29 protein-coding genes and 1 pseudogene are annotated in these 22,801 nt (G+C 54.7%); 15 read left to right on the top strand and 15 right to left on the bottom strand.

Features of this window, described 5'->3' with window-relative positions; translation table 11 throughout:
• Window positions 1-203: 203 nt before the first annotated feature.
• Complete coding sequence (locus DS901_RS19050; RefSeq protein WP_258546746.1) at window positions 204-1,058, top strand: hypothetical protein; 855 nt, start codon at window positions 204-206, stop codon at window positions 1,056-1,058.
• Window positions 1,059-1,150: 92 nt separating this feature from the next.
• Window positions 1,151-2,032 (top strand): endonuclease/exonuclease/phosphatase family protein, encoded by an 882-nt coding sequence (locus DS901_RS14780; RefSeq protein WP_258546771.1) that lies wholly within the window; start codon window positions 1,151-1,153, stop codon window positions 2,030-2,032.
• On the opposite strand, the gene DS901_RS14775 is transcribed toward DS901_RS14780, so the two are convergent.
• Window positions 1,967-2,755: an epimerase gene (locus tag DS901_RS14775; RefSeq protein WP_258546745.1), complete on the bottom strand. Its 789-nt coding sequence runs from the start codon at window positions 2,753-2,755 to the stop codon at window positions 1,967-1,969. The two genes, DS901_RS14780 and DS901_RS14775, sit on opposite strands and share 66 nt — an antisense overlap.
• A 79-nt stretch (window positions 2,756-2,834) precedes the next feature.
• Here DS901_RS14775 and DS901_RS19045 point away from each other — a divergent pair.
• The 3 genes and pseudogenes from DS901_RS19045 to DS901_RS14760 form a co-directional block, all read left to right on the top strand.
• Window positions 2,835-2,942, top strand: a pseudogene (locus DS901_RS19045) (LysR family transcriptional regulator); the annotation flags it as partial.
• 57 nt (window positions 2,943-2,999) lie between these two features.
• Window positions 3,000-4,103, top strand: a complete 1,104-nt coding sequence (leuB, locus tag DS901_RS14765; RefSeq protein ID WP_113777687.1) for a 3-isopropylmalate dehydrogenase — start codon at window positions 3,000-3,002, stop codon at window positions 4,101-4,103.
• Window positions 4,104-4,245: 142 nt separating this feature from the next.
• On the top strand, window positions 4,246-5,220 hold the full coding sequence (locus tag DS901_RS14760) for a DMT family transporter (RefSeq protein WP_113777686.1): 975 nt from the start codon (window positions 4,246-4,248) through the stop codon (window positions 5,218-5,220).
• On the opposite strand, the gene DS901_RS14755 is transcribed toward DS901_RS14760, so the two are convergent.
• Window positions 5,221-6,840 carry an FMN-binding glutamate synthase family protein gene (locus DS901_RS14755; RefSeq protein WP_113777685.1) on the bottom strand — a complete coding sequence of 540 codons (1,620 nt, stop codon included), beginning with the start codon at window positions 6,838-6,840 and terminating at the stop codon, window positions 5,221-5,223. It lies immediately after the preceding gene.
• A gap of 73 nt (window positions 6,841-6,913) precedes the next feature.
• Window positions 6,914-7,723 (bottom strand): division plane positioning ATPase MipZ, encoded by an 810-nt coding sequence (locus DS901_RS14750; protein ID WP_113777684.1) that lies wholly within the window; start codon window positions 7,721-7,723, stop codon window positions 6,914-6,916.
• A gap of 391 nt (window positions 7,724-8,114) precedes the next feature.
• Between DS901_RS14750 and DS901_RS14745 the strand changes: the two genes are divergently transcribed.
• The gene (locus tag DS901_RS14745; protein WP_113777683.1) at window positions 8,115-9,410 is read left to right on the top strand and encodes a DEAD/DEAH box helicase; all 1,296 of its coding nucleotides are present in this window, start codon (window positions 8,115-8,117) and stop codon (window positions 9,408-9,410) included.
• Window positions 9,411-9,444: 34 nt separating this feature from the next.
• Here DS901_RS14745 and DS901_RS14740 read toward each other — a convergent pair whose 3' ends face one another.
• Window positions 9,445-9,759, bottom strand: a complete 315-nt coding sequence (locus tag DS901_RS14740; RefSeq protein WP_113777682.1) for a J-domain-containing protein — start codon at window positions 9,757-9,759, stop codon at window positions 9,445-9,447.
• A 248-nt stretch (window positions 9,760-10,007) separates the two neighbouring features.
• Here DS901_RS14740 and DS901_RS18810 point away from each other — a divergent pair, with 248 nt between their 5' ends.
• Both DS901_RS18810 and DS901_RS14735 read left to right on the top strand, forming a co-directional pair.
• Window positions 10,008-10,175, top strand: coding sequence for a hypothetical protein (locus DS901_RS18810; protein ID WP_181820885.1), 168 nt, complete (start codon window positions 10,008-10,010; stop codon window positions 10,173-10,175).
• Window positions 10,176-10,199: 24 nt separating this feature from the next.
• Window positions 10,200-10,475, top strand: a complete 276-nt coding sequence (locus DS901_RS14735) for a hypothetical protein (protein ID WP_113777681.1) — start codon at window positions 10,200-10,202, stop codon at window positions 10,473-10,475.
• Window positions 10,476-10,556: 81 nt separating this feature from the next.
• Here DS901_RS14735 and rpmE read toward each other — a convergent pair whose 3' ends face one another.
• The 3 genes from rpmE to trmD form a co-directional block, all read right to left on the bottom strand.
• Entirely contained in the window at window positions 10,557-10,778 is a 222-nt protein-coding gene (gene rpmE, locus DS901_RS14730) for a 50S ribosomal protein L31 (RefSeq protein ID WP_090199856.1), read from the bottom strand.
• An 11-nt stretch (window positions 10,779-10,789) separates the two neighbouring features.
• The gene (gene rplS, locus DS901_RS14725) at window positions 10,790-11,173 is read right to left on the bottom strand and encodes a 50S ribosomal protein L19 (RefSeq protein WP_113777680.1); all 384 of its coding nucleotides are present in this window, start codon (window positions 11,171-11,173) and stop codon (window positions 10,790-10,792) included.
• A 688-nt stretch (window positions 11,174-11,861) separates the two neighbouring features.
• The gene (trmD, locus tag DS901_RS14715) at window positions 11,862-12,668 is read right to left on the bottom strand and encodes a tRNA (guanosine(37)-N1)-methyltransferase TrmD (RefSeq protein ID WP_113777678.1); all 807 of its coding nucleotides are present in this window, start codon (window positions 12,666-12,668) and stop codon (window positions 11,862-11,864) included.
• A gap of 63 nt (window positions 12,669-12,731) precedes the next feature.
• On the opposite strand from trmD, the gene DS901_RS14710 reads away from it, so the two are divergent.
• Entirely contained in the window at window positions 12,732-13,646 is a 915-nt protein-coding gene (locus tag DS901_RS14710; protein ID WP_113777677.1) for a hypothetical protein, read from the top strand.
• Here DS901_RS14710 and rimM read toward each other — a convergent pair.
• From rimM to DS901_RS14675, 7 genes are all read right to left on the bottom strand, one after another.
• Window positions 13,615-14,145, bottom strand: coding sequence for a ribosome maturation factor RimM (gene rimM, locus DS901_RS14705; RefSeq protein ID WP_113777676.1), 531 nt, complete (start codon window positions 14,143-14,145; stop codon window positions 13,615-13,617). The two genes, DS901_RS14710 and rimM, sit on opposite strands and share 32 nt — an antisense overlap.
• A gap of 205 nt (window positions 14,146-14,350) precedes the next feature.
• Window positions 14,351-14,743 (bottom strand): 30S ribosomal protein S16, encoded by a 393-nt coding sequence (rpsP, locus tag DS901_RS14700; RefSeq protein WP_181820884.1) that lies wholly within the window; start codon window positions 14,741-14,743, stop codon window positions 14,351-14,353.
• Between the two features lie 49 nt (window positions 14,744-14,792).
• Entirely contained in the window at window positions 14,793-15,089 is a 297-nt protein-coding gene (locus tag DS901_RS14695) for a chorismate mutase (RefSeq protein ID WP_113777674.1), read from the bottom strand.
• Complete coding sequence (locus DS901_RS14690; protein WP_113777673.1) at window positions 15,082-15,588, bottom strand: GNAT family N-acetyltransferase; 507 nt, start codon at window positions 15,586-15,588, stop codon at window positions 15,082-15,084. Before DS901_RS14690 ends, DS901_RS14695 begins: the two co-directional genes overlap by 8 nt.
• Window positions 15,585-16,133 carry a GNAT family N-acetyltransferase gene (locus tag DS901_RS14685; protein ID WP_113777672.1) on the bottom strand — a complete coding sequence of 183 codons (549 nt, stop codon included), beginning with the start codon at window positions 16,131-16,133 and terminating at the stop codon, window positions 15,585-15,587. The genes DS901_RS14690 and DS901_RS14685 overlap by 4 nt, the downstream gene beginning before the upstream one ends.
• 3 nt (window positions 16,134-16,136) lie before the next feature.
• Window positions 16,137-17,642, bottom strand: a complete 1,506-nt coding sequence (gene ffh / locus DS901_RS14680; RefSeq protein WP_113777671.1) for a signal recognition particle protein — start codon at window positions 17,640-17,642, stop codon at window positions 16,137-16,139.
• Window positions 17,643-17,879: 237 nt separating this feature from the next.
• Window positions 17,880-18,416 carry an FMN-dependent NADH-azoreductase gene (locus DS901_RS14675; RefSeq protein ID WP_113777670.1) on the bottom strand — a complete coding sequence of 179 codons (537 nt, stop codon included), beginning with the start codon at window positions 18,414-18,416 and terminating at the stop codon, window positions 17,880-17,882.
• Window positions 18,417-18,525: 109 nt separating this feature from the next.
• Here DS901_RS14675 and DS901_RS14670 point away from each other — a divergent pair, with 109 nt between their 5' ends.
• Together DS901_RS14670 and DS901_RS14665 are read left to right on the top strand one after the other, a co-directional pair.
• Window positions 18,526-19,407, top strand: a complete 882-nt coding sequence (locus tag DS901_RS14670) for a LysR family transcriptional regulator (RefSeq protein WP_113777669.1) — start codon at window positions 18,526-18,528, stop codon at window positions 19,405-19,407.
• Window positions 19,404-20,279: a DMT family transporter gene (locus DS901_RS14665; protein WP_113777668.1), complete on the top strand. Its 876-nt coding sequence runs from the start codon at window positions 19,404-19,406 to the stop codon at window positions 20,277-20,279. Before DS901_RS14670 ends, DS901_RS14665 begins: the two co-directional genes overlap by 4 nt.
• On the opposite strand, the gene DS901_RS14660 is transcribed toward DS901_RS14665, so the two are convergent.
• A complete protein-coding gene (locus tag DS901_RS14660; protein ID WP_113777667.1) occupies window positions 20,276-20,602 on the bottom strand; it encodes an ArsR/SmtB family transcription factor in 327 nt (108 codons plus the stop codon). The two genes, DS901_RS14665 and DS901_RS14660, sit on opposite strands and share 4 nt — an antisense overlap.
• Window positions 20,603-20,805: 203 nt before the next feature.
• Here DS901_RS14660 and DS901_RS14655 point away from each other — a divergent pair, with 203 nt between their 5' ends.
• The 4 genes from DS901_RS14655 (at window position 20,806) to DS901_RS14640 (ending at window position 22,800) form a co-directional block, all read left to right on the top strand.
• Complete coding sequence (locus DS901_RS14655; RefSeq protein WP_113777666.1) at window positions 20,806-21,141, top strand: AtpZ/AtpI family protein; 336 nt, start codon at window positions 20,806-20,808, stop codon at window positions 21,139-21,141.
• Window positions 21,131-21,889 (top strand): F0F1 ATP synthase subunit A, encoded by a 759-nt coding sequence (locus DS901_RS14650; protein ID WP_113777665.1) that lies wholly within the window; start codon window positions 21,131-21,133, stop codon window positions 21,887-21,889. The genes DS901_RS14655 and DS901_RS14650 overlap by 11 nt, the downstream gene beginning before the upstream one ends.
• 60 nt (window positions 21,890-21,949) lie before the next feature.
• Window positions 21,950-22,171 carry a F0F1 ATP synthase subunit C gene (locus tag DS901_RS14645; RefSeq protein WP_045996757.1) on the top strand — a complete coding sequence of 74 codons (222 nt, stop codon included), beginning with the start codon at window positions 21,950-21,952 and terminating at the stop codon, window positions 22,169-22,171.
• A gap of 80 nt (window positions 22,172-22,251) precedes the next feature.
• The gene (locus tag DS901_RS14640; protein ID WP_113777664.1) at window positions 22,252-22,800 is read left to right on the top strand and encodes a F0F1 ATP synthase subunit B'; all 549 of its coding nucleotides are present in this window, start codon (window positions 22,252-22,254) and stop codon (window positions 22,798-22,800) included.
• Window position 22,801: the final 1 nt, after the last annotated feature.

Raw genomic sequence — 22,801 nt, 5'->3', positions numbered from 1 at the left:
CAATGCATGAATTTCATTGCATAATTCTTCAAATTCGTGACACTTCGTGGATAATGTGGTTTTTAGGGGCTTCTTACATGAATGCCCATTGGGACTGAGGCTTTTAAAAATATCCGCATGTACTTCGGATAGATACTATGTTGAAGTTGCATAATAAAATGCAATCTGCGTACAATACGTAGCGAGATTTAATCGCTAGATCTATGAGGGGATTGATCAGCGTGTTTACCCGCCTATCAGGTGCAATCATACGTGCCTTTATGGTCGTGATACTTGTCGTGATGCCCGCGCTTCTGCTGCCGCGCGACGCGCAGGACAATCTTCAAATCGTTGTGCTTTTTGCTATTTTCGCTGCAATCTTTACGATCGCTGAATATAGTTCTGCCAGTCCGAGCATCATTGAATTTCGTGAAGCGCCACCGTTTAATCGGGTGCGCTTTACAACCCTATTTGCCACAGTTCTGTGCCTGTCGATGGTATTTCGGGGTTATGTCAGCCCCTCGGGGATCACTGAGCTTTTTCAGCAAGCGGGGGCGGGCATCGGTGCTGCGGCTGATTTTCCCTATTCGCCAGTGCGGCTCATGGTTTTGATGTTGCCGCAAGATACCTCTGCGCAGATGGTGGCCCGTGTGCGTGACGGGGCTGGGCTAAGCTATATGATCTCGGCCTTTGCTATCATCTGGTTTGTGATCGTTTTAAGGCTGCAGCAATGGCCGCGCCGCGAAGGGCCGTTTAATGTTTGGGTAAACTTGCCGACCTTCAATTCGGCAGGCGGTGACGTTGTCGAACGGCTGGAGCGAGACGGCCGCATTAACGTTATATTAGGGTTCTTGCTGCCATTCTTGGTACCGGCTGTGCTCAAGCTCTTTGCGAGCTTTGGCACGCCTGTTCGTTTGGATGATATGCATACGCTGCTTTGGATGGTTGCCGCATGGGCCTTTTTGCCTGCAAGTATTTTGATGCGCGGCGTCGCACTCAGCCGTGTCGCGCAAATGATCCGTATGCAACGAAATGCGGCATCACAACGCACTGCCTCATCTGGGCATTATATGGGCTAACCCTGATTGGTTCGCCACAGGCGAGCCTTGCAGAAACGCTCCGCATTGCGACATATGCGGCCCCGCTCAGCCGTGCGGGCCCCGGCCTATTATTGCGTGACATCGAAAAAGGCGAAGACTCGCAAATCGCAGAAATTGCGCAGGTGATCACTGACATCGATCCTGACGTGCTTGTGCTGACCGATATTGACTACGACCGTGACGGTCTTGCGCTCGCGGCTTTTGCAGGATTGTTGGGGGCCGACTATGCCTATCAATTTGCGGGGCCCTCAAACGCTGGACTGCCGACAGGACAGGATCTTGATGGGAACAATCATCTGGGCGAGGCGCGCGACGCGCAAGGATACGGTACGTTTTCTGGCGACGGCGGAATCGCGATATTGTCGCAGTTTCCACTTGGGGAGGTGACGGATTTATCAGATATTCTATGGCGCGACCTGCCCGGCGCGACATTGCCGCCCATGCCTGCAGATGTAGCAGCGGTTCAGCGGCTTTCGTCAACCAGCCATTGGATTGTGCCTGTCATGTTGGCCGACGGCCCAGTGCATGTTTTGGCGTTCGCGGCGACGCCCCCGGTCTTTGATGGCCCCGAGGATCGTAACGGGCTGCGCAATCGGGACGAGCTGCGCCTGTGGACGCATGTATTTGACGGGGCTTACGGCCCGCCGCCCAGCAGCTTCGTGATTGCGGGCAATGCCAATCTTGACCCGTTGGCTGGCGATGGGTTGCGGTCTGCGATGGCCGCATTTTTGGCCGATCCGCGGCTGCAAGACCCCTTGCCTGGAATTGCCACTGCCGCGTGGTCTGATCGGCCAGAATTGGGGGCGCTGCGGGTCAGTTATGTGCTGCCCTCGCAAGATTGGAGAGTGGTTGACGCAGGCGTTTACATGCCTGCGCCTGATGACCCGTCACTGCTTGACCGGAGTTTGGGTGCGGGCCCTCATTGGCTCGTCTGGGTAGATATCGCGCGGTAAGCCCGCATACATGACGGTTGCAATATCCGTGGCTTTGAAATCCGGCAAAATACTGTTGAACTTCGTCGCCGAAACTTGATGGGGCATGGCGTAGAGATAACGCATTTCTTTCATTTCGCGCGCAAGCTCCCAAACGGGTGACAATAGTCGCATCACCCACCACGGAAATGTAGTCAGTTTAATGGATCGACCAACGTGAGTTTCGAGCGCGTCCTTTAACTGATCGTTTGTGAACGCATGTCCGGGAAACGGGATATCTTCAAAGGTATCCAACTGATGACGCTGCTCGGCGAGCATGACCGCCGCGCGGGCCCAATCAGGTGTGTAGCAATAGGCTTGCAACGTTGCGGGCGGTCCCATGCTTGTCAGTTTACTTTTGCGCATGGTTGCGACACTCATGATATCGCCATTGCCATTGGGGTCGATAAAGTTTCCAGCGCGTAGCAGGATCGTTTGCACGCCAGATTCAGCATATGTTTTTTCCATCGCGACCCGAATTTCACCTTTGCGCGTGTTTGGGCGGTGTGGGGTGTTTTCATCAAGCGTGCCAGGATTATCGCCAAAGTTATAGAGATTGGCCGGAACAATCACGGTCGCCCCACTGGCCTTTGCGGCTGTGATAACCTGCGCAGTTATCTGAGGGATGAGCAGTGACCAGTTGTGATAGTTGGGCGGGTTCAACCCGTTGACAATGACATCCGCGCCCATCGCCGCGCGGGTCATATCATCAGTTTTGCGGTCATATTGGCGGACACTCCACCCCGCATTTTCGAAAGCGGCGATCGACGTTGACTTTCCGCTGCCCAAATTGCCGGTATGGCTAACCGCCCATGCGGCGATGCGTCAGACCCCCCGGATAAGGCGGGTTTGGAACCTGTTAGAGCAAGGCTTGCGGCCCTTGGTATCTTGAACATTTGGTATGGGCGCGCTAGGCCTCGTGCAACTTATGCAACCAAGGACCAGACATATGGCAAACCCCTCCCTTTTGATCCTCGCCGGTGACGGCATCGGCCCCGAAGTTATGGACGAGGTGAAGCGCGTTATCGGCTGGTTTGGTGACAAACGCGGTGTGACGTTTGACGTGTCCGAGGACCTTGTCGGCGGCGCAGCCTATGACAAACACGGCGTGCCGCTGCACGACGACACAATGGCCAAAGCGCAAGAAGTTGACGCCGTTCTTTTGGGCGCCGTGGGCGGCCCGAAATACGACGACCTTGATTTCAGCGTAAAGCCGGAACGCGGCTTGCTGCGTTTGCGCAAAGAAATGGACTTGTTCGCAAACCTGCGCCCGGCGCAATGTTTTGACGCGCTTGCAGATTTTTCTTCGCTGAAGCCTGAGTTGGTTTCGGGTCTGGATATCATGATCGTGCGCGAATTGACTTCTGGCGTTTACTTTGGCGAGCCGCGCGGCATCCATATGGAAGATAACCTGCGTGTGGGCGTCAACACCCAGCGCTACACCGAAGCCGAGATTGAGCGCGGCGCGCGTGCAGCGTTTGAACTGGCGATGAAACGCGACAAACGCCTATGTTCGATGGAAAAAGCGAACGTGATGGAATCGGGCATTTTGTGGCGTGATGTCGTGACCGAAGTGCACGCAGATTACCCCGAAGTTGAATTGTCTCATATGTACGCTGACAACGGCGCGATGCAGTTGGTGCGCGCGCCTAAGCAGTTCGACGTGATCTATACAGACAACCTGTTTGGCGATATTTTGTCAGATTGCGCGGCGATGTTGACCGGCTCGCTTGGCATGTTGCCCTCGGCGTCCTTGGGTGTGCCAATGGCAAACGGGCGCCCAAAGGCGATGTATGAACCGGTTCACGGGTCAGCACCTGACATCACGGGCCAAGCTAAGGCTAACCCAATCGCGTGCATCTTGTCGTTCGCAATGGCGCTTCGCTATTCGTTCGACATGGGAACCGAAGCGGATCGTCTCGAAGCGGCGATCGAAACGGTATTGGCGAATGGCGCCCGCACAGGCGACCTGATGGGGCCAGAAGGCGGCACGCCGCTTTCGACCACGCAAATGGGTGATGTGATCTTGGAAGCGCTCGACGCGTCACTGTAACTAGCGGCGCATCGCCTAAGCCCCTTACGGGTTTGGACCGTCTTTTGCCCGCCCTTGTCGATTGATGCCCATATAGGCCGATCTTGACAGGGGCGGGCAATTTCTTTTTGTCTATACTTAACAACTGCCAGAAAGTTCCAAGATGTCCTCTAATGTCAAAGGCGCCCTTTTTGCGCTGATCGCCTTTGCGGTTTTTGCGACCCATGACGTGATTATCAAAGTTCTTGGAGCGACTTACGCACCATTCCAGATTGTGTTTTTTAGCGTCTTGCTTAGTTTTCCGTTGGCGACTGTGATGCTGATACGAGACACAACACCGGGGAATTTGCTACCGGCGCATCCTTGGTGGATGGCGTTGCGCACTGCGGCGGCCACGGTCACTGGTGTTTGCGCATTCTATGCGTTTTCGGTCCTGCCGTTGGCGCAGGTCTATGCAATTCTTTTCGCGACACCACTGTTAATCACGGTGCTTGCGATCCCTGTTTTGGGTGAGAAAGTACGGTTGCGACGCTGGCTCGCCGTACTTCTAGGTTTGGTTGGGGTTTTGGTTGTTTTACGCCCGGGAGATACAGACCTGACGCTTGGGCATCTCGCCGCGTTGGCGTCGGCTGTTGGCGGGGCGATTGCGTCAATCACTGTACGCAAAATCGGTGCCGATGAACGCCCGATTGTGATGATGATCTATCCGATGGTCGCGAACTTTGTTCTTATGGCCTGCACCTTGCCATTTTTCTACAAACCAATGCCGATTGAACACCTCGGGATGCTTGGGGTGATCGCACTGTTTGCGTGGGTCGCAAGTTTCTTGGTTATTTTGGCCTATCGCGCGGGCGAAGCCGCAATTATCGCGCCAATGCAATACAGCCAAATTGTTTGGGCGACTATATTTGGAATGCTGTTTTTCGAAGAAACACCCGATATTTATACGGGCGTTGGTGCCAGCATTATTATCGTCAGCGGGCTGTATATTGTGTTGCGCGAAAGCAGAGGGACCTCTGAAAACACCCCGGTTCTGCGCAATAGGTCGCGCAGTGTCACCGGGGCTGCCCCGCGTGTAAGCCTGTTTATGCGCGCGTTGGGGCAAACGCCGCCCCGTCAGGGCGACGTCAAGGAGTAGTTACTTGCGGTCTTCTGGCGGCGCAAAGCTGTCAGCGCTCGCGCGTGTCCAGCGTTCTTTATAGATGACTTCGTCGCTGCTATCGTCAAGCAAGAAACCGACGGGCAGATATTTGTAGACATCGTTTGCTTCGGTCATTTGCCCGTCACCGCGGCGCGTCATAAAGTGGTATGGTAAAAAATCGCAAGGATCGCTGAGCCCGGCGGCACCGGCCATTTCACCTAGTGCTTTCAACGTGTTGGCGTGGAAGCGTGCCACACGTTTTGCTTTGTCTCCAACATTCAACGCTTGCTGACGTAGGGGATCTTGGGTGGTGACACCAACGGGGCAGTGGTTAGTGTGACAAGCCTGCGCCTGAATACAGCCGATTGCAAACATATAACCGCGCGCAGAGTTGCACCAATCCGCGCCAAGCGACAAGGCGCGCGCGATGTCAAACGCACTGACGATTTTCCCTGCGGCACCGACCTTTATCTGGTCCCGGATACCCGCGCCGCGCAAAGTATTGTGAACAAATGTCAGCCCTTCGACCATCGGCATTCCGACATGATTGGAAAATTCAAGCGGGGCGGCACCCGTGCCGCCTTCGGTGCCATCCACGACGATGAAATCTGGAATAATCCCAGTCTCGAGCATGGCTTTGACCATGCACATAAACTCGCGGCGGTGGCCGATGCATAACTTAAACCCAACCGGTTTGCCGCCCGATTTTTCGCGTAAAAGCCCGATGAAATCCATCAGTTCAAGCGGTGACGAAAACGCGCTATGCGCTGCAGGCGACACGCAATCTACGCCCATCGGGATATCACGTGCTTCGGCGATTTCAGGTGTGATTTTGGAGGCGGGGAGCATCCCGCCATGGCCGGGTTTTGCGCCTTGGCTGAGCTTAATTTCGATCATTTTAACCTGATCTTTAGAGGCTTGCTTTGCGAATTTTTCGGCAGAGAACGACCCGTCGTCATTGCGGCAACCAAAATAACCCGACCCGATTTCATAGATCAGATCACCACCGGGCTCGCGATGGTAACGGCTGATACCACCTTCGCCAGTGTCATGTGCAAATCCGCCAATTTTTGCGCCTGTATTCAATGCCTGAATGGCGTTGGCCGAGAGCGACCCAAAGCTCATCGCAGAAATATTGTACAGCGACGCGCTGTAGGGCTGTTTACAGTCAGGGCCGCCGACGGTGACGCGAAAATCCGTATCGGTAAAATGCACGGGCTGGACTGAATGGGTCAGCCAAGAATATCCAGCTTCGTATACTTTTTCCTGCGTGCCAAATGGACGTTTATCTTCGGCTCCTTTTGAGCGTTGATAGACAAGCGAGCGTTGTTCACGGCTAAAGGGTTGTTCTTCTTGATCACTTTCGATCAGGTATTGCCGTATTTCGGGACGAATTTGTTCGAACAGATAGCGTAAATGCCCCAGCACGGGGTAATTGCGCAAAATCGAATGGTGGTTCTGACGCATGTCGCGGATACCGACAAGCGTCAGCGCCGCAAATATCACGCATAGAATAAACACCCAAGGGAACCAAAGCCCCAAGAAGAATGTGATCAACGTTAAGACGGCCACAACGGTAATCGTTGTATAACGCTGGAGCGTAATTATTTTCTGCACAACAAGTTCTCCCCATATTCACCAGAATACTTAGGTCGCAAAACTTGATTACGAAAGCGTTTCTTTGTGAAATTTAGAAGTTAGGCGTTACACCGGGTAGGTCGAGCGCCTTGATCAACTCGCGCAGTTCTTGGCGGGCCGCCACGTTTGAAATGTTCATCCCTTTGACCCCAATGTCGCGTAAATCCAGCAAGGTCAGTCCGCGCGGGAACAGTTCACGGAAAATGACCCGCTCGTTAAAACCGGGGGCCGTGCGGAACCCAACACGTTTAGCAAGTTTGGTAATGGCGCGTTGCATTTTTTCTTTGTTCACCATGGCTTGGGCGCCCATACGGTTGCGCACAACCACCCAATCAATTGGCTTTAACCCGGCCTGCGCGCGCAGTTGTCGCGCATTCCAGACCATTTCGGAATAGACTGATGGCCCGGTGATTTCGTCACCATCGCTATCGACATGCGCGAGCAGGTCAAAGTCAACAAAGCTATCATTCAGCGGGGTGATCAGCGTATCAGCAAGGCTATGCGCGACTTGGCTCAGCCGGGTGTGTGATCCCGGACAGTCGATCAAGATGAAATCATTGTCGGATTCCATTTCGGAAACCGCCATTGACAAACGATGGTCAAAGGCGTTTTCGCCGGGTTTCAAGCTGGTTTGATCGATTTCGGGTAGTTCGTGGTAACTGGGCGACGGCAGGTCTAACCCTTTCTGGGTTAGAAACTGCTGACGGTTCGCGACGTAGCGCCCAAGCGTTTTTTGCCGTAAATCAAGGTCAAGGGTCCCGACGCGGTGCCCCATACGCGCCAAGGCCGTCGCGACATGCATTGACACGGTAGATTTCCCCGCGCCGCCTTTTTCATTTCCGACGACAATTATATGTGCCACGCAATCTATCCCCACAGAATATGCTTTGGCACACTATATGCGGTGGGGATACGTAGGGGAAGTGATGAGGTGTGTGAATCTCGCTTTTACGTGCCGTGTCGGATACACATTGCAACGCGCCCTTGACAGAAGTGTTAACAAAGCCCATGTGCAGGGTAACCGATGCAAGCTGCCGCGTGAGCAGAGCGAGACGCATAGTCATTCGCAAGGCATCGTTAACTTCCAGGTTCCCACATCACGCAGGGGTCCCGCGCCAAATCGGCGCCCGGACGATGCGGTTCAGGCTGTCAGCATATGGCGCAACCTTGCTTTGGATTCACAGCGTTCGGCTGTGTGCCCATACCTTTGCGCGGGTTTTGACGATCCGCTGAACAGATAGGATATCCATCACATGGATTTTGATATGCTGGGGCTAGCGCCCCGCCTTGTAAATGTACTCAAAGAACAAGGGATCACCGATCCCACGCCCATTCAAACCCAAGCCATTCCGCATGCCATGAACGGCCGGGATGTGATGGGTTTAGCCCAGACGGGCACCGGGAAAACGGCGGCCTTTGGCCTGCCGATGATCAACGCACTGATGAAGGCAGGCGTTAAGCCAAGCCCAAAGACGGCGCGTGGGCTGATCCTTGCGCCGACACGCGAATTGGCCAAACAGATTTCCGAGAACCTGACCGCTTATACCAAAGGGAGCCACCTGAAAGTGGCGCTTGTGGTTGGTGGCGCTGGGATTTCGGCGCAAACCAAACGGCTTGCTGCGGGTGTTGACCTGCTGGTTGCGACGCCTGGCCGTTTGATCGACCTGATCGACCGCCGCGCAGTGCGTTTGGACGAAACAATTTACCTTGTTTTGGACGAAGCCGACCAAATGCTTGACATGGGCTTTATCCATGCGCTGCGCCAAATCGCGCCACTACTTGCCAAAGAGCGCCAGACGATGATGTTCTCGGCGACGATGCCGAAACTGATGTCAGAATTGGCGTCGACCTACCTTAAAGATGCGGTGCGCGTGCAGGTAAACCCACCGGGACAGGCGGCCAAGAAAATCGCGCAATCCGTGCATTTTGTGGCGCAAGCGGCTAAGACCGATTTGCTGATCGAGCTTCTGGACAAGCATCGCGATGAATTGGCGCTTGTTTTTGGGCGGACCAAGCACGGTTGTGAAAAACTGTATAAAGTCCTTGAAAGCAAAGGCTTTGCCGCCGCATCGATCCACGGCAACAAAAGCCAAGGCCAGCGCGACCGGGCGATCACCGCATTTAAATCCGGCAAAGTCCGGGTACTTGTGGCTACCGATGTCGCGGCGCGCGGGATCGACATTCCTGATGTGCGTCACGTCTACAACTATGACATGCCCAATGTTGCGGACAATTATGTTCACCGGATTGGTCGGACGGCACGTGCAGGCGCAGAAGGCTGCGCCATTGCATTGGTTGCACCCGACGAGATGATCGAGCTGCAAGACATCGAAAAAGTGATGAAGGAAACAATTCCGGTCGCTTCTGGGCGCCCGTGGGAAATCAAACCTGGTCAGAAAAAACGCCCTAACGGTGGTGGCGGTGGCGGCCGCCGTGGCGGCGGAGGTGGCGGTCGTCACGCAGGCGGTGGGAAACCCGGCGGCGGCAAGCCCGGTGGTGGGCGTCGGCGCAATGGCGGCGGCGGTGGCGGGCGTTCGCGCGCAGCCTAAGGAAAACTTCCGCCTCGGGATAATCTCGGGGCGGCTACCCGTATTTACGAAATGCTTCCATCTCAATCGCGAGTTTTGTGTGGAGTTCGGAGAGGACGAGCATTTCCTCTTTACGTGTGGCCATATCGGTCAGCGTTTTTAGGCGCTCTTGCGATGCAAGAATTTGTTGACGCAAGATTACAGCTGGTGATTTCGCGTCAGCCTCGCGCATGATTCGGTTTAGGACGGCATTTTGCGGATCATCCAAACCGGGCAGGGGCTTGCCTGCGCCAGTAAGATCGTCGAAATCACCGCGCTTTTCAGCATTTGTGACGATTTGATCGATGAGGCTGCTAAGTGGGTGGTGCATATGGGTCGCGAAGCCTGTTCTATTTACTCAGAGTATAAAGCAGATTTTTCGAAAATATGTTCGCTGAACTTTATTCTCTTTCTTGAAAGGAGATGCTTTAGTGATGGCATGATGGATTATTTAAATTCTGTCTTAAGCCTTGCAGTTCGGCAGTCGTTTTTCTTGTGGTTACTAATCCAGCCGTAGCATGCGTCGTACCTGCCGAAAACCCGATAGACCTCCGGCGCCTCCTTTCCGCTGATATCATTGTGAGTGGCCTTATCAAAGGCTATTCCTATGTCTACAATGTAGGTCAGTATGGTCCGCGGCGCTACGCCGTGATTGACTTCACGGCCTTAGAGAGCCTCAAAGGCAATGCGCCGTCCGAGATTTCGTTTGTTTGGAACCATTTGGATTTTGGCGACCAATTGGGATGAGGCACAGACCATAGAGCGCCGTCGATGCCCGGCGAATCCGTCTCAAACAGCTATGTCGTGGCGTTGGAAGGAAGGTTGCCATTTGTCCGTCCATTGATGCGTGGAAGTGGCGAAGAACAACCTACACAGGATCCACTCGACTTAACCGTTATGGATGAGCTCTGTGGCGGTGTATATCTATTCAGCGCGGATAGCGAAGCCGCAAGGGCGATAGAGTTTTCGTTTGCTGATGACGTGGATCGTGAAATTGAAGCGGATGTGTTGGAGCGTTATCTACGTATCAATGGTGGCTCATATTAATCAACAAGCAACGCAAAACGCCGCACATTTGCATGCGCGGCGTTTGGAATACGTAGGGTGGATCTTGATCCACCGCGCTGTTTAGAAGCCCAAACCAGCGTATTTGTTTTTGAACTTAGAAACACGACCGCCAGCATCCATCAGACGGGTTGAGCCGCCGTTCCATGCTGGGTGCACAGATGGGTCGATGTCGAGCGCCATTTGGTCGCCTTCTTTGCCCCAAGTGGATTTCATCTGAACCACTGTGCCATCGGTCATTTTGACGTCGATGAAGTGGTAATCGGGATGGATATCTTTTTTCATGACAGCAATCCTTACGCTTGGGCGCCCTTAGGCGCTTTGTAGTTGGTGACTTCTGCGATACGTGCGGATTTACCACGGCGCGAGCGCAGGTAGTAAAGTTTCGCGCGACGTACGCGACCACGGCGAACCACGGTGATGTTGTCGATGTTTGTTGAATGCAGTGGGAACACACGTTCCACGCCTTCACCAAAGGAAATCTTGCGAACTGTGAACGAACCAGCAATGCCTTTGCCGTTCTTACGGGCGATGCAAACGCCTTCGTAGTTCTGCACACGGGTACGTGTGCCTTCGGTTACTTTGTAACCAACGCGGATGGTGTCACCCGCTTTAAAATCGGGGATTTCTTTCCCCAGCGCAGCAACTTGCTCCGCTTCGAGTTGTGCAATCAGATCCATCTGACGGCTCCTTTGAAATACTTGCGGTTATCCGCAATGTTTGTTTGCGTGGCTCAGAGCTCTGCGTCGTTACCGGGTCCGCCTTTGCGCCCGCCAGAGATGCGTCATCATTGTTTATTGTGGTTGTCCGGTCCGACTGGTGAGTTAAGGATCAACGCAGACCCGCTCAAAACCCAGATGGTTCCATAAACCAACACCCGGAATCAGCAAGCCGACCGGGAATGGCTGCGTATAGGATGATAAGGGGGGGCGATCAAGGGTAAGAACGGACGGAGTTACTTCTTGCCCGCTAGCGTAAACCGGGAATAATGATGATCCGAACTAACCCAAAGCCAGCAACACCTAACCAAAAAAGAACAAACGCTACTTTTGAGGCCACGGTATCCGAAATAATTCTCGCAGGGGGCTGTATCCGCGTCATCAACCGTGAAGGTGGTCGCAGGCAGAAAGCCGTCATCGTCGCTATAAATATGAGTGCGGGCACGCCAATAGAGAGCGATGTCGCAAGTTGGCTATCTGGCGCAGACATTTCTTTCCACAAATTCGATTGGGCGGCTGCGCTCTTGGAAATTAAGTAAACCGAGCCAAGAAATACTATAACTATGAGATATGTTATTGCTTCAAATTTGGTAAATCTCTTAGGAAAATGCATAAATTTTCTTTGCTACTTTATTTGTATTTAGTTCATCTAATTCTTCTTATGCTGTTCCCACAAATCCGGCCGTCGCTCCTGCGTGATCTTCTCTGACATCTCGCGCCGCCATTGCGCAATCTTCGCGTGGTTGCCGGAAAGCAGCACTTCGGGGATCGCGTGGCCCTGCCATTCGGCGGGTTTGGTGTATTGCGGGTGCTCTAACAGGCCGTTGGAGTGGCTTTCCTCGACCGCGCTTTCGGCGTTGCCTAGTACGCCGGGCAGCAGCCGCACGGTGGCATCGATCATGGCTTGGGCGGCGATTTCACCGCCGGTCATGACAAAATCACCCAAGGAAACCTCTTGGATGCCAAAATGTTGTAAAATGCGCTCATCCACGCCTTCAAACCGACCGCATAACATGGTCACCCCATCCGTGCGCGCCCAGTTGCGGGCCATGTTCTGGTCAAACCGCTGTCCGCGCGGGCTGAGGTAGACCATTGGCATCACGCCTGTGGCCCCGGCGCGCGCATCCCTGATTGCAGCCTCTAGCACATCGGCGCGTAGCACCATACCTGCGCCACCACCAGCCGGGGTATCATCGACATTGCGATGTTTGCCGATGCCATATTCGCGCAGATCATAGGTTTGCATTTGCCAACGCCCGTCTTGTAACGCTTTTCCGGTCAGGCTTTCGCCCAAAACCCCAGGAAAGGCCTGTGGAAACAGCGTCAGGATTTGCGCGGTCCATGATCCGGCAAGTTCAGGCGTATCGGTCATCAGCTCACGGGGTTTCAGCGTGGGCCGGACGGAAATGCGACCAGCAGCTTTGCCAGCGGGTTTGGGGGGCGTTTGTTCAGACATAGGCAGGTTCTAGGGGATGACACCGTTCTGGGAAAGGGGCAACATTGGCCAGAGGGGTAATGGATGAGCACAGATTTCAACAGATTGCTGGATCGCGGGACCGAACAAAACGCCGCCATCGCGCGGTGGGATGCGGCGCAGGCGCAGAGCGCGTTGCTGCGACAAATCACGCGTGGCGCTTTGCTGGGTGCAAAAGCCCACACAGGCGTTTTCGCGGCAGTTTATCAAGGTGAACAGGTCGTTGTGCGCCATATCGCGCGACCGAACGCGCCTGATCTCGTGGCGAAGATGCAGAGCGATTTGGCTTTGGTTGGCCTGCAGATGTGCGCGGGCGATTGCCAGATTAATCAGCTCATTGCCGCAGACCCGCAGCATGGGGTTCTGGTCGTGTCGCGCGTGCCGGGGGTGCCTTATCATGGGGCGCTATTGGACCAAGCGGGACGTTGGCATGCGACATACGTTGGTCAACGCCGCGCAGAGGCACATCTTTCGGCGATGTATTGGCAAAAGAAGCTAAAGATGATCCCTCGCAATGGATTGGAAGGGGATGATTGGACGTTGGCGCAAGAGTTGCGCGAAGACCTGCGGTTTCAGACCCACGCGCTTAAAGGTGCCAGGATTTGTCGGGTCGCGGGGCATGGTGATTTCGCGCCGCATAATTTTCGGATCGAGTCCCGGGTGCTTTACGGGTTTGACACGGGCACGGCGGCCAAAGTGCCGCTGGCGCGCGAATTGGCCCATTTTTTACATCATGTTGCATTAAAATCTGAGGCAATATCCGGCGCGTTGGGGATTGAGGCCACGCAGGTGGCGGCTTTTGCGCAGGCTGCTGCCTTGCCCGAGGGGGAAGTCGATACGGTTTTGCGCTATTTTTATGGCTGGTATCTGTACCGGGCGTTTTTACGCTATGCACGCAATGCGGGGCGGCGCGAAAAGCTGCGCGCGCTTATTCAGCGGTATCTTGATCCGCTTGGGTAAACAGCCCTTCGGGCGGGTCAGCGATGATGCGGCCCGCAGAGAGATCAACGGTGGGCACGGCGGCTTTTGTGAAGGGCAGTAGGATTGTGTCAGATTGCCCCGGCACGATCAGTTCAAGCAGATCGCCCGCGCCATGGTCCATGACATTCTTAACGGTGCCCAATGTCACGCCGCCTGTATCCAGCACGGTCAGGCCGATCAGATCGGCATAGTAATACTCATCGTCAGGCAGCGACGGTAGCACATCCCGATCAGCATATAGGCTGAGGTTGCGCAGCGCGTCGGCGTCTTCTTTGGTGGTGATACCGTCGACGCGGGCGGTAAATCCGTTCTTGAGCTGACCGGTCAGAACCATCTGGTCAAAGGAACGGCCACGTTCGGTATAAAGTGGGGTGTAATCGGCGATTGCCGCGGGATCCGCGCAAAAGGACTTAAGACGGATTTCGCCTTTGACGCCAAAAGAGCCGCCAAGCGTGCCAACAATTACGCGGTCAGTCATTTGGGATATCCGATCTTATGCACATTTGTTGGGTCCATTGTCCGTTCGCGTTTTCGCAATTGGCCTGCACATTGCTGCGTTCAGTCATCACACCCGCAATAAAAGCAGCTGCGGTGAAAATCACAAGGCGAAGCAAACGAAACATGGCATTTCCCGAAAGGGAGAGGGTGTTGCCCGACACGATTGGCCGGGCAACAAAAACGTCTTACTCTTCAGCGGGTGCTGCTTCTTCGGCAGGTGCGTTTGCAGCTTCTTCAGCGGCTTTTGCTTTCTCGGCTTTTTCTTCAGCGCGGGCTTGTGCAGCCTTGCCTGGTGTACCCTTTTTCGGGTTAGAGCGGTCTTTCTTCGGCAGTTCACCTGCTGCTTCGAGCATACGTGATACGCGGTCAGTTGGTTGCGCGCCTTCAGACAGCCAGTATTTCACGCGGTCGATGTCCATTTTCACACGGTCTTCGCTGTCTTTTGGCAACATTGGGTTATATGTGCCCAGTTTTTCGATGAAACGGCCATCGCGTGGCATACGGCTGTCAGCCGCAACGATTGCGTAGTGAGGACGTTTCTTAGAGCCGCCGCGTGCGAGACGAATTTTCATAGCCATGGTGTAGTTCTCCTATAAATGGCAGGGGTTAGGTGGATTAAAATCCACCCTACGATTGGTGTTGTTTGTGGTGTTGGATCACTTCTTGAATAATGAAATTCAAGAATTTCTTGGCAAATTCCGGGTCAAGGTCGGCCCGGTTTGCAAGGTCGGTTAGCCGTGCGATCTGATGCTCTTCGCGTGTCGGATCGGATGGCGGAAGGTCATGTTCGGCTTTCAATTTACCGACGGCTTGGGTGTGTTTGAACCGTTCGCCTAATGTGTAGACAAGGATCGCATCCAAACGATCAATGCTTTCGCGGTGGCCTTTGAGGACCTCTGCGGCGCGTGTGGTGGCGTCAGACATTGGATGCTCCTTTCGTGTGGCGGTAAACAAGGCAGTTGTCACCTTTGGGTGTCGCCGCGTTTGGGTCGCGTACTGCGCCAAGCGATTCGGCGACACGGATGGACTCCGCGTTTTCGCGGCCGATATAGCTGACGATGCTTTGCAGCAGGGTTGTCGCGAATGTGTAATCGATCATCGCGCGGGCCGCTTCTTGTGCGATCCCGCGTCCGGTAAATCCGTCGAACAAGAACCACCCGCATTCGGGTTCAGGGAAGTGGGGCGGATGTACCAGCCCAGCACCTCCCGCAAATTTCCCGTTTTCCGTAATTGCGAGCGATCCAAAACCATAGAGCGCCCATGTGGCGATATCGTTGGTGAACCAATCCCACGCTTTGTCTTTGTTAATCGGCCCATCCATATGGACAGCGCGATCGCTGCCCATAAACGCGGCATAGGCGTCAAAATCGTCGCGGGCAAAGGGCCGTAGAACCAGTCGATCTGTGTAAAGCGTTGGGATCATGTGATAGCCCCCGCTGCTTGGGCGGTGGCGCGCGGGTCGTCAAAGCGCAAGTGGCGCATGATGATCACGTTTTGATCGTCGATCGTATCGCGCCGTTCCTCAACCGCGCCAAGCCGCGTGGCGAGTGCCAACGAACGTGTATTATTAGGTGCGATCAGCGAGATCAGTGGCTCTAGCCCCAAGACTTGGCCTGCCCATTCGCGCACAGCGCATGCTGCTTCAAACGCATAGGATTTGCCTTCGAACCCGTCAAACATGTGCCACGCCATTTCGGGTTGGGGCCAGTCGATGTGGTTCAAAATACCGACGCGACCTGTGGCCATGCCTGTTGCTTTTTCAGTGACGGTAAAGAACCCGTACCCGTGCCAGTTCCAATGGCCGATCCCAGCGAGAAAACCGCGCCATGCATCACGTGTCGAAACTGCCCCACCCACTGTTTCCATACGCACAGACCCAGTCGCCCATGCGGTGAATGCCGCAAGGTCGCGCTTTTGCGGGCCACGCAGGACCAGACGTGCTGTGGAAAGGGTGGGGGCGGGTGTCATCGTTTACTTTTTCTTCCCGAAACCGGACAAGCCAGGGGGCAGCCCCATGCCACCGCCAAGACCCGGCAGACCGCCGGGCATTTTACCTTGCAGGGCTTTGGCGGCCTCTTCCATGGCTTTGGCGTCGTTCATATCGGGCATTCCGCCACCGCCGGGCATGCCGCCGCCTTTGCCGAACATGCCTTTCATGGCCTGTTTCAGCATCCCGCCTTTGCCCATCTTTTTCATCATATCGGCCATTTGGCGGTGCTGTTTGACCAGCTTGTTTAGCTCTGACACCTCAAGACCTGCGCCTTTGGCGATCCGCTTTTTGCGGGACGCGGCCAGTAGATCGGGGTTGGCGCGCTCTTTCTTGGTCATCGAATTGATCAGTGCGATCTGGCGCTTAAGAATGCTGTCATCCATGCCAGCCGCGGCCATCTGCTTGCCCATTTTGGCCGCGCCGGGCATCATTCCCATCATGCCTTCCATGCCGCCCATTTTCATCATCTGTTCAAGCTGCATCTTGAGGTCGTTCATGTTGAAACGACCCTTTTGGAACCGCTTCATCATACGTTCGGCTTGCTCAGCCTCGATGGTTTCTTGGGCTTTTTCGACAAGTGCGACGATGTCACCCATGCCAAGAATGCGGCCCGCGATCCGTTCAGGTTCAAAGGTTTCGATCGCGTCCAGCTTTTCACCAACACCGACAAAGCGGATCGGTTTGCCAGTGATTGCGCGCATCGAAAGCGCTGCACCACCGCGCCCGTCACCGTCCATCCGGGTCAGGACAACGCCAGAGACGCCGATTTTATCGTCGAATTCTTGGGCGACATTCACCGCGTCTTGTCCGGTCAGGCCATCGACGACCAACAGGGTCTCGCGTGGGTTGGCGACATCACGTACTGCAGCCGCTTGGGCAATCAATTCTTGGTCAATATGCAGGCGGCCTGCGGTATCGAGCATATAGACATCATAACCGCCAAGGCTGGCTTGGGTCTTGGCGCGTTTGGCGATCGCAACCGGGTCTTCGCCTTTGACGATCGGCAATGTGTCGACGCCGATTTGCGCGCCCAAGATTTGCAGCTGCTCCATCGCCGCCGGGCGGTTCACATCCAATGATGCCATCAACACGCGTTTGCCTTCACGTTCTTTCAAACGTTTGGCCAGCTTTGCGGTGGTCGTGGTTTTACCCGACCCTTGCAAACCGACCATCAGGATCGGGGCAGGTGGGCTGTCGATTTTTAACGCGCCGGGGTCTTCGGAGCCGGTCAATACATGTTGCAGCTCGTCATGGACGATCTTAACGACCTGCTGGCCGGGGGTGATCGATTTGGTGACGGCTTGGCCGGTTGCTTTTTCTTGGACCGCTTTGACAAAGTCACGCGCGACGGGCAGCGAAACGTCGGCCTCAAGTAGGGCCACACGCACTTCGCGCAGTGCGGTTTTGACGTCGTCGTCAGAAAGCGCACCCTGTTTGGTGAGCTTGTCAAAGACGCCTGATAGGCGGTCGGATAGATTCTCAAACATAGGCCTTGGCCCCTCGCGTCGTTTCGGTTGCCTCGCGTATATAGGAACGCAAAGCTTAAAGCAGTAGCGCCCCCGTGGGCATTACCCAATGCAGTGCGCCCCCGTGGGCGCAACGCGCTGACGGAGGGCGATCCCCTAGAAATCGGGGACCGGAAAGCTGGCGCTATCCGGGTGTTGGGTGGCGTTTATGCTGCCGCGCGGTTCGTGTCAACATCCCGTGCCGCGCAAAGCCTGCGCCTAAGCTGCGACGGGTAGCAGATCCTTGGCCACATGGACTGTAATATCGTCAATCCCCACAAACCGCAGTACTTGGCGCAGGTGTGGTGTCGCAAAATCAAACGGCGCATCTATTGGGGTTCCGCCTGATGCAACGGCAACGATGGCTTTCTTCCCGTTGATCAAGCCAATTGGCCCGTTTTCGGTGTAAGAAAAGGTCACACCGGGGCGTGCGATCAGGTCGACCCATGCCTTTAGTGCGGCGGGCATGCCGAAGTTATAGATCGGCATGCCGATCACGACGATATCAGCGGCTTCAATCTCGGCGATTAAAATGTCGGATAGGGCAAGTGATGCTGTATCGGCGACCGAGCGATCCTCAGCAGGGACCAGTCGTGCGTTGATCCATTGGCTGTTCACCTGTGGCATTGGTGTGATTGCCAAATCACGTGTGATGATCTTTGTTGGCGAAAGGTCCGCGATGATTTGTGCTGTGGCGGCGCGGCTCACGGAGCCATCTGTTATGCCAGACGACGCGATGTGAAGAACTGTAGTCATGGGGTTTCCCTTTGGAATGAAATACGATGCATTGAGGTTATGCGCTTGCAAATTCGAACGATACACCCGATTGTGAACAATCACTGTTTGTCAGCGCACAGGAAATCCGATGGATAATTGGGACGAAATTCGTACGGCCTATCAGGTCGCACGCAAAGGGACGGTCAGCGGGGCTGCAGATTCGCTTGGGGTGCACCATGCGACGGTAATCCGCCACATCGATGCGCTCGAACAGCGGTTGGGTGTCAAACTGTTTCAACGCCATGCGCGGGGCTATACGGCGACGGAAGCAGGGCAAGACCTTTTACAAGTCGCACAAGCCACCGATGATCAGTTCACGCAGCTTGCGGGCCGGATCAAAGGGCAGGGCGAAGGCGTGTCAGGCGATTTGGTCGTCACATCGCTTGAAATGATGTCTGATATCCTGACGCCGATTCTTATTGGGTTTCAAACCAGCCATCCTGAGGTGCGTGTGCGGTTCCGCACGGGCGACCGCGTGTTTCGGCTTGAATACGGCGAGGCACATGTTGCGATCCGCGCAGGCCGGATGCCTGACGAGCCTGACAATGTGGTGCAACCGTTTGTTACGCAGGGCATGGTGCTTGTTGCTGCGGAACCCTATATCGCGAAATACGGGCTGCCAGAGGATATCGCTGCGTTCAAGGACCACTATTTCGTTGGCCCTGACGATGAAAAAAGCCGCGCACCTTTTGCAAAATGGATGCGCGAGAATGTCCCGACCAATCGGATAGTTTATCTCGCCAGCGAAAACCGACATATGCGTGATGCAGTTTTGGCAGGGGCGGGCATTGGCTTTGTGCAGCGCCACCTGTTGCAGCGCGACATTGGCTTGACAGAAGTAATTCCGCCTTCCAATGAATGGGAAACCAAGCTCTGGCTCGTGACACATGTTGATTTGCACCGGACCGCAAAAGTGCAGGCATTTTTGACCTATCTTAAGAACGAAATAAAAGGTCTTTCTGACGCATGACACCTACACATGCTGGGCATCTTGCGATGCTGCTGTTTTCTGTCTTGATTGCCGGTTCTTTTTCACTGGGTGCGCTTGCGGCCAATGATATTGCGCCGCTTGCCTTGAACGCGGTGCGGTTTTGGATCGCTTGCGTGATTATCGGCGTCGCGGCCTTGGTCACAACAGGAATCCCGCGCAGTGCTTTGTGTGCCCCTTGGCGCTATGTGATGCTCGCGGTCTTCTTTACCACCTATTTCGTGCTGATGTTTGAGGGGTTGAAAACTGCGGCGCCAGTCAGCGCGGCGGCCGTGTTTACATTGACCCCCATTTTATCCGCCGCCTTTGGCTGGCTTTTATTGCGGCAGGTTTTGACCGGGCGCATGGCGCTTGCGCTTGCAATTGGGGCCGCCGGTGCGGTCTGGGTGATTTTTCGGGCCGATATTGCAGCGATCCTACGGTTTGAGATCGGCAAAGGCGAAGCTATCTACTTCTGGGGCTGCGTCTCGCATGCGGTTTACACGCCTATGGTGCGTAAGTTGAACCGAGGCGAACCAACCTTGGTCTTTACCTTTGGGACGCTATTGGCGGGCGCAACGATCCTAACCGCCGTCGGATGGCGCGACCTGATGGCGACTGATTGGATGCAGTTGCCTGAGGTTGTTTGGGTCGCAATTATCTATACGGCGGTCGTCGCCAGTGCGATGACATTCACGCTGCTTCAGTTCGCGGCTCTGCGGCTGCCAAGTTCCAAGGTCATGGCCTATACTTACCTGACCCCATCATGGGTGATTGTTTGGGATATTGCGCTGGGCCATGCGGCGCCACCGGCGCTGGTCTTAGTCGGGCTTGGTCTGACAGTCGTGGCACTGGTGATGCTGCTGCGCGACTAGCTGTCACCCAACTCATTTGTCAAAAACACTTCAAATGCGTCCAAGTCGATCGCGCCCATCTGCCCAAAGGCTTGCATCCAGACAGAGGCTTCGCGCAACGCATCTGGTTCGAGTTTGCACCATTTCACCCGGCCACGCTTTTCTTGGCTAATCAGCCCGGCCGCTGTGAGCACGCCGAGATGTTTTGAAATCGCAGCGAGCGACATTTCAAATGGGTCGGCCACATCTGTCACGGCCATGTCATCTTCGAGCAACATCGCGAGGATGCTCCGGCGGGTGGGGTCGGCAAGGGCCGAAAATGCAAGATCAAGTTTGCTGTTCATAGCGCGATTAAGCGTGAACCTTGCGAAACGTCAACCAATTGGTTGAATGTTGTTTGCAGCTGGATTGCCTCGGGCCGCGCAAATTGACGCACCCAAATTTATAGATTTTCGTTTAAATACAGCATGGTAGTGCGCGCTCACGATTACTTGACTCTGTGCCGCCGCAGACCTAAACCATGGCCAACCTTCCGAGGGACCTTGAAATGCCTGATCAGGACCACGCAGAACGCCTTAAGGCGCTAGATGCAAAGATCGCAGCGCTCAAAGCGCCAGAGCAAGTCAAGGACCATTCAGAAGAACACTACTCCCAAGCGCAGCTTGCGTGGCGGATGGTGATAGAGCTCGTGGCTGGTCTTGGGATCGGCTTTGGCATCGGATATGGGCTGGATACCTTGTTTGGGACCATGCCAATTTTTCTGGTGCTGTTCATATTGTTTGGCCTCGCGGCTGGTGTTCTCACCATGATGCGATCAGCCAAAGAAATACAAACGAAGCAGCAACAAGCTGCGGAAGAAGAGGGTGACGCAAGTGGCGACTGAAACAGAAGCAGCTTCCGAAGGTGGTCTGGTCTTTCATCCGTTGGATCAATTCATTCCTACGTCCCTGTTCGGTGACGGTGCCGTGCATTGGTACACGCCTTCTAACCTGACATTGTGGTTGGCGATTCTTGTGCTTGCTGTTGTCGGCGTTTTCGTTTTGGGTAGCCGCGGTCGGGGCATCGTTCCATCGCGTATGCAATCCGTAGGCGAATTGATGTACGGCTTTGTTTACAAGATGATCGAAGACGTGACCGGCAAAGACGCCGTCAAATACTTCCCCTACATCATGACATTGTTCGTGTTTGTGCTGTTCGCCAACTACTTGGCGCTACTGCCAATGTCATACAGCCCGACATCCATGATCGCGATTACAGCGGTTCTTGGTTTTGGTGTCTTTATCGCCATCACGGTTCTTGGCTTTGTTAAGCACGGCGCGGCCTTCCTTGGTTTGTTCTGGATGAAAGACGCGCCGGGCTTCTTGCGCCCGATCATCGCGATCATCGAAGTTATCTCTTACTTCGTACGTCCGGTCAGCCTGTCCATTCGTTTGGCGGGTAACATCACAGCGGGTCACGTTGTGATCAAAGTTTTCGCAGGTTTCGCCGCGCTGACATTGGCGAGCCCTGCAGCGATCCTTGGTATTGTCGCCATCTACGGACTTGAGATCCTGGTGGCCGGTATTCAGGCGTATGTTTTCACGATCTTGACGTGTGTCTATCTAAAAGACGCGCTTCATCCCGCACACTAATCACCACAAGGGTGGGATGTCCTGCCCTTTACTAAACTTCCAATCGTAAGGAGAATTCTCATGGAAGGCGATATCGCAAGCATCGGTGCCGGTCTGGCAGCAATCGGTTCAGGCATTGCAGCCATCGGCGTAGGCAACGTTGCAGGTAACTACCTGGCAGGCGCACTGCGCAACCCATCAGCTGCTGCTTCGCAGACAGCGACACTGTTTATCGGCCTCGCATTCGCCGAAGCTCTGGGGATCTTCTCGTTCCTCGTCGCGCTTCTGCTGAAGTTCGCTTAAGAACAAGCCGTTATCCTTACGTCTGGTTGGTGCAGTGATCTGCGCCAGCCAGTAAAATCAAAAGGTATTCGGGGGCCACGATGGCAACAGACACACACGAAACCGTAGCAAGCGCATGCTTGGACTCGCACGGCGGTGCCATCGGTATGCCGCAGCTTTGCGGTGAATGGATTCCACACCAGATTTTCTGGCTTCTTGTTGCACTGGCTGCAACATTCTTTGTGATGTCACGCATCGCACTGCCCCGCATCGCTGCGGTTCTTGCAGAGCGTTCGGGCACAATCACAAACGACCTTGCCGCAGCAGAAGAGCTTAAGAGCAAAGCTGCCGAAGCCGAAGCTGCTTATGACAAGGCGCTTGTTGATGCACGTGCACAGGCCCAGCAGATCGTTGCTGAAGCCAAAGCAGAAATTCAATCAGAGCTGGACGTTGAGCTTGCAAAAGCCGACGCGCAGATTGCTGAAAAAGCAGCCGAAAGTGAAACGGCGATTGCCGAAATTCGCGACGGTGCTGTTAAATCGGTCACAGAAGTCGCCAAAGCAACAGCCAAGGAATTGGTTGCAGCAATGGGCGGTACAGCCGACGCAAAAACAATCACCGCTGCGGTGTCAGCTCGGATGAAAGGGTAGA

Origin of the sequence: Loktanella sp. D2R18 (assembly GCF_003318235.1) — a bacterium.
Classification (GTDB): domain Bacteria; phylum Pseudomonadota; class Alphaproteobacteria; order Rhodobacterales; family Rhodobacteraceae; genus Yoonia.
Note: the sequence above shows the minus strand (reverse complement) of the source record. Positions and strands in the feature narration are given on the sequence as shown.

What these genes read in the sequence shown, in the direction of transcription:
- DS901_RS19050 (WP_258546746.1), top strand. Translation starts at nt 204, where the DNA reads ATGAGGGGATTGATCAGCGTGTTTACCCGCCTATCAGGTGCAATCATA.
- DS901_RS14775 (WP_258546745.1), bottom strand. Translation starts at nt 2,755, where the DNA reads ATGACCCGCGCGGCGATGGGCGCGGATGTCATTGTCAACGGGTTGAAC.
- leuB (WP_113777687.1), top strand. Translation starts at nt 3,000, where the DNA reads ATGGCAAACCCCTCCCTTTTGATCCTCGCCGGTGACGGCATCGGCCCC.
- DS901_RS14760 (WP_113777686.1), top strand. Translation starts at nt 4,246, where the DNA reads ATGTCCTCTAATGTCAAAGGCGCCCTTTTTGCGCTGATCGCCTTTGCG.
- DS901_RS14745 (WP_113777683.1), top strand. Translation starts at nt 8,115, where the DNA reads ATGGATTTTGATATGCTGGGGCTAGCGCCCCGCCTTGTAAATGTACTC.
- DS901_RS14740 (WP_113777682.1), bottom strand. Translation starts at nt 9,759, where the DNA reads ATGCACCACCCACTTAGCAGCCTCATCGATCAAATCGTCACAAATGCT.
- DS901_RS14735 (WP_113777681.1), top strand. Translation starts at nt 10,200, where the DNA reads ATGCCCGGCGAATCCGTCTCAAACAGCTATGTCGTGGCGTTGGAAGGA.
- rpmE (WP_090199856.1), bottom strand. Translation starts at nt 10,778, where the DNA reads ATGAAAAAAGATATCCATCCCGATTACCACTTCATCGACGTCAAAATG.
- rplS (WP_113777680.1), bottom strand. Translation starts at nt 11,173, where the DNA reads ATGGATCTGATTGCACAACTCGAAGCGGAGCAAGTTGCTGCGCTGGGG.
- trmD (WP_113777678.1), bottom strand. Translation starts at nt 12,668, where the DNA reads ATGTCTGAACAAACGCCCCCCAAACCCGCTGGCAAAGCTGCTGGTCGC.
- DS901_RS14710 (WP_113777677.1), top strand. Translation starts at nt 12,732, where the DNA reads ATGAGCACAGATTTCAACAGATTGCTGGATCGCGGGACCGAACAAAAC.
- rimM (WP_113777676.1), bottom strand. Translation starts at nt 14,145, where the DNA reads ATGACTGACCGCGTAATTGTTGGCACGCTTGGCGGCTCTTTTGGCGTC.
- rpsP (WP_181820884.1), bottom strand. Translation starts at nt 14,743, where the DNA reads ATGGCTATGAAAATTCGTCTCGCACGCGGCGGCTCTAAGAAACGTCCT.
- DS901_RS14695 (WP_113777674.1), bottom strand. Translation starts at nt 15,089, where the DNA reads ATGTCTGACGCCACCACACGCGCCGCAGAGGTCCTCAAAGGCCACCGC.
- DS901_RS14690 (WP_113777673.1), bottom strand. Translation starts at nt 15,588, where the DNA reads ATGATCCCAACGCTTTACACAGATCGACTGGTTCTACGGCCCTTTGCC.
- DS901_RS14685 (WP_113777672.1), bottom strand. Translation starts at nt 16,133, where the DNA reads ATGACACCCGCCCCCACCCTTTCCACAGCACGTCTGGTCCTGCGTGGC.
- ffh (WP_113777671.1), bottom strand. Translation starts at nt 17,642, where the DNA reads ATGTTTGAGAATCTATCCGACCGCCTATCAGGCGTCTTTGACAAGCTC.
- DS901_RS14675 (WP_113777670.1), bottom strand. Translation starts at nt 18,416, where the DNA reads ATGACTACAGTTCTTCACATCGCGTCGTCTGGCATAACAGATGGCTCC.
- DS901_RS14670 (WP_113777669.1), top strand. Translation starts at nt 18,526, where the DNA reads ATGGATAATTGGGACGAAATTCGTACGGCCTATCAGGTCGCACGCAAA.
- DS901_RS14665 (WP_113777668.1), top strand. Translation starts at nt 19,404, where the DNA reads ATGACACCTACACATGCTGGGCATCTTGCGATGCTGCTGTTTTCTGTC.
- DS901_RS14660 (WP_113777667.1), bottom strand. Translation starts at nt 20,602, where the DNA reads ATGAACAGCAAACTTGATCTTGCATTTTCGGCCCTTGCCGACCCCACC.
- DS901_RS14655 (WP_113777666.1), top strand. Translation starts at nt 20,806, where the DNA reads ATGCCTGATCAGGACCACGCAGAACGCCTTAAGGCGCTAGATGCAAAG.
- DS901_RS14645 (WP_045996757.1), top strand. Translation starts at nt 21,950, where the DNA reads ATGGAAGGCGATATCGCAAGCATCGGTGCCGGTCTGGCAGCAATCGGT.
- DS901_RS14640 (WP_113777664.1), top strand. Translation starts at nt 22,252, where the DNA reads ATGGCAACAGACACACACGAAACCGTAGCAAGCGCATGCTTGGACTCG.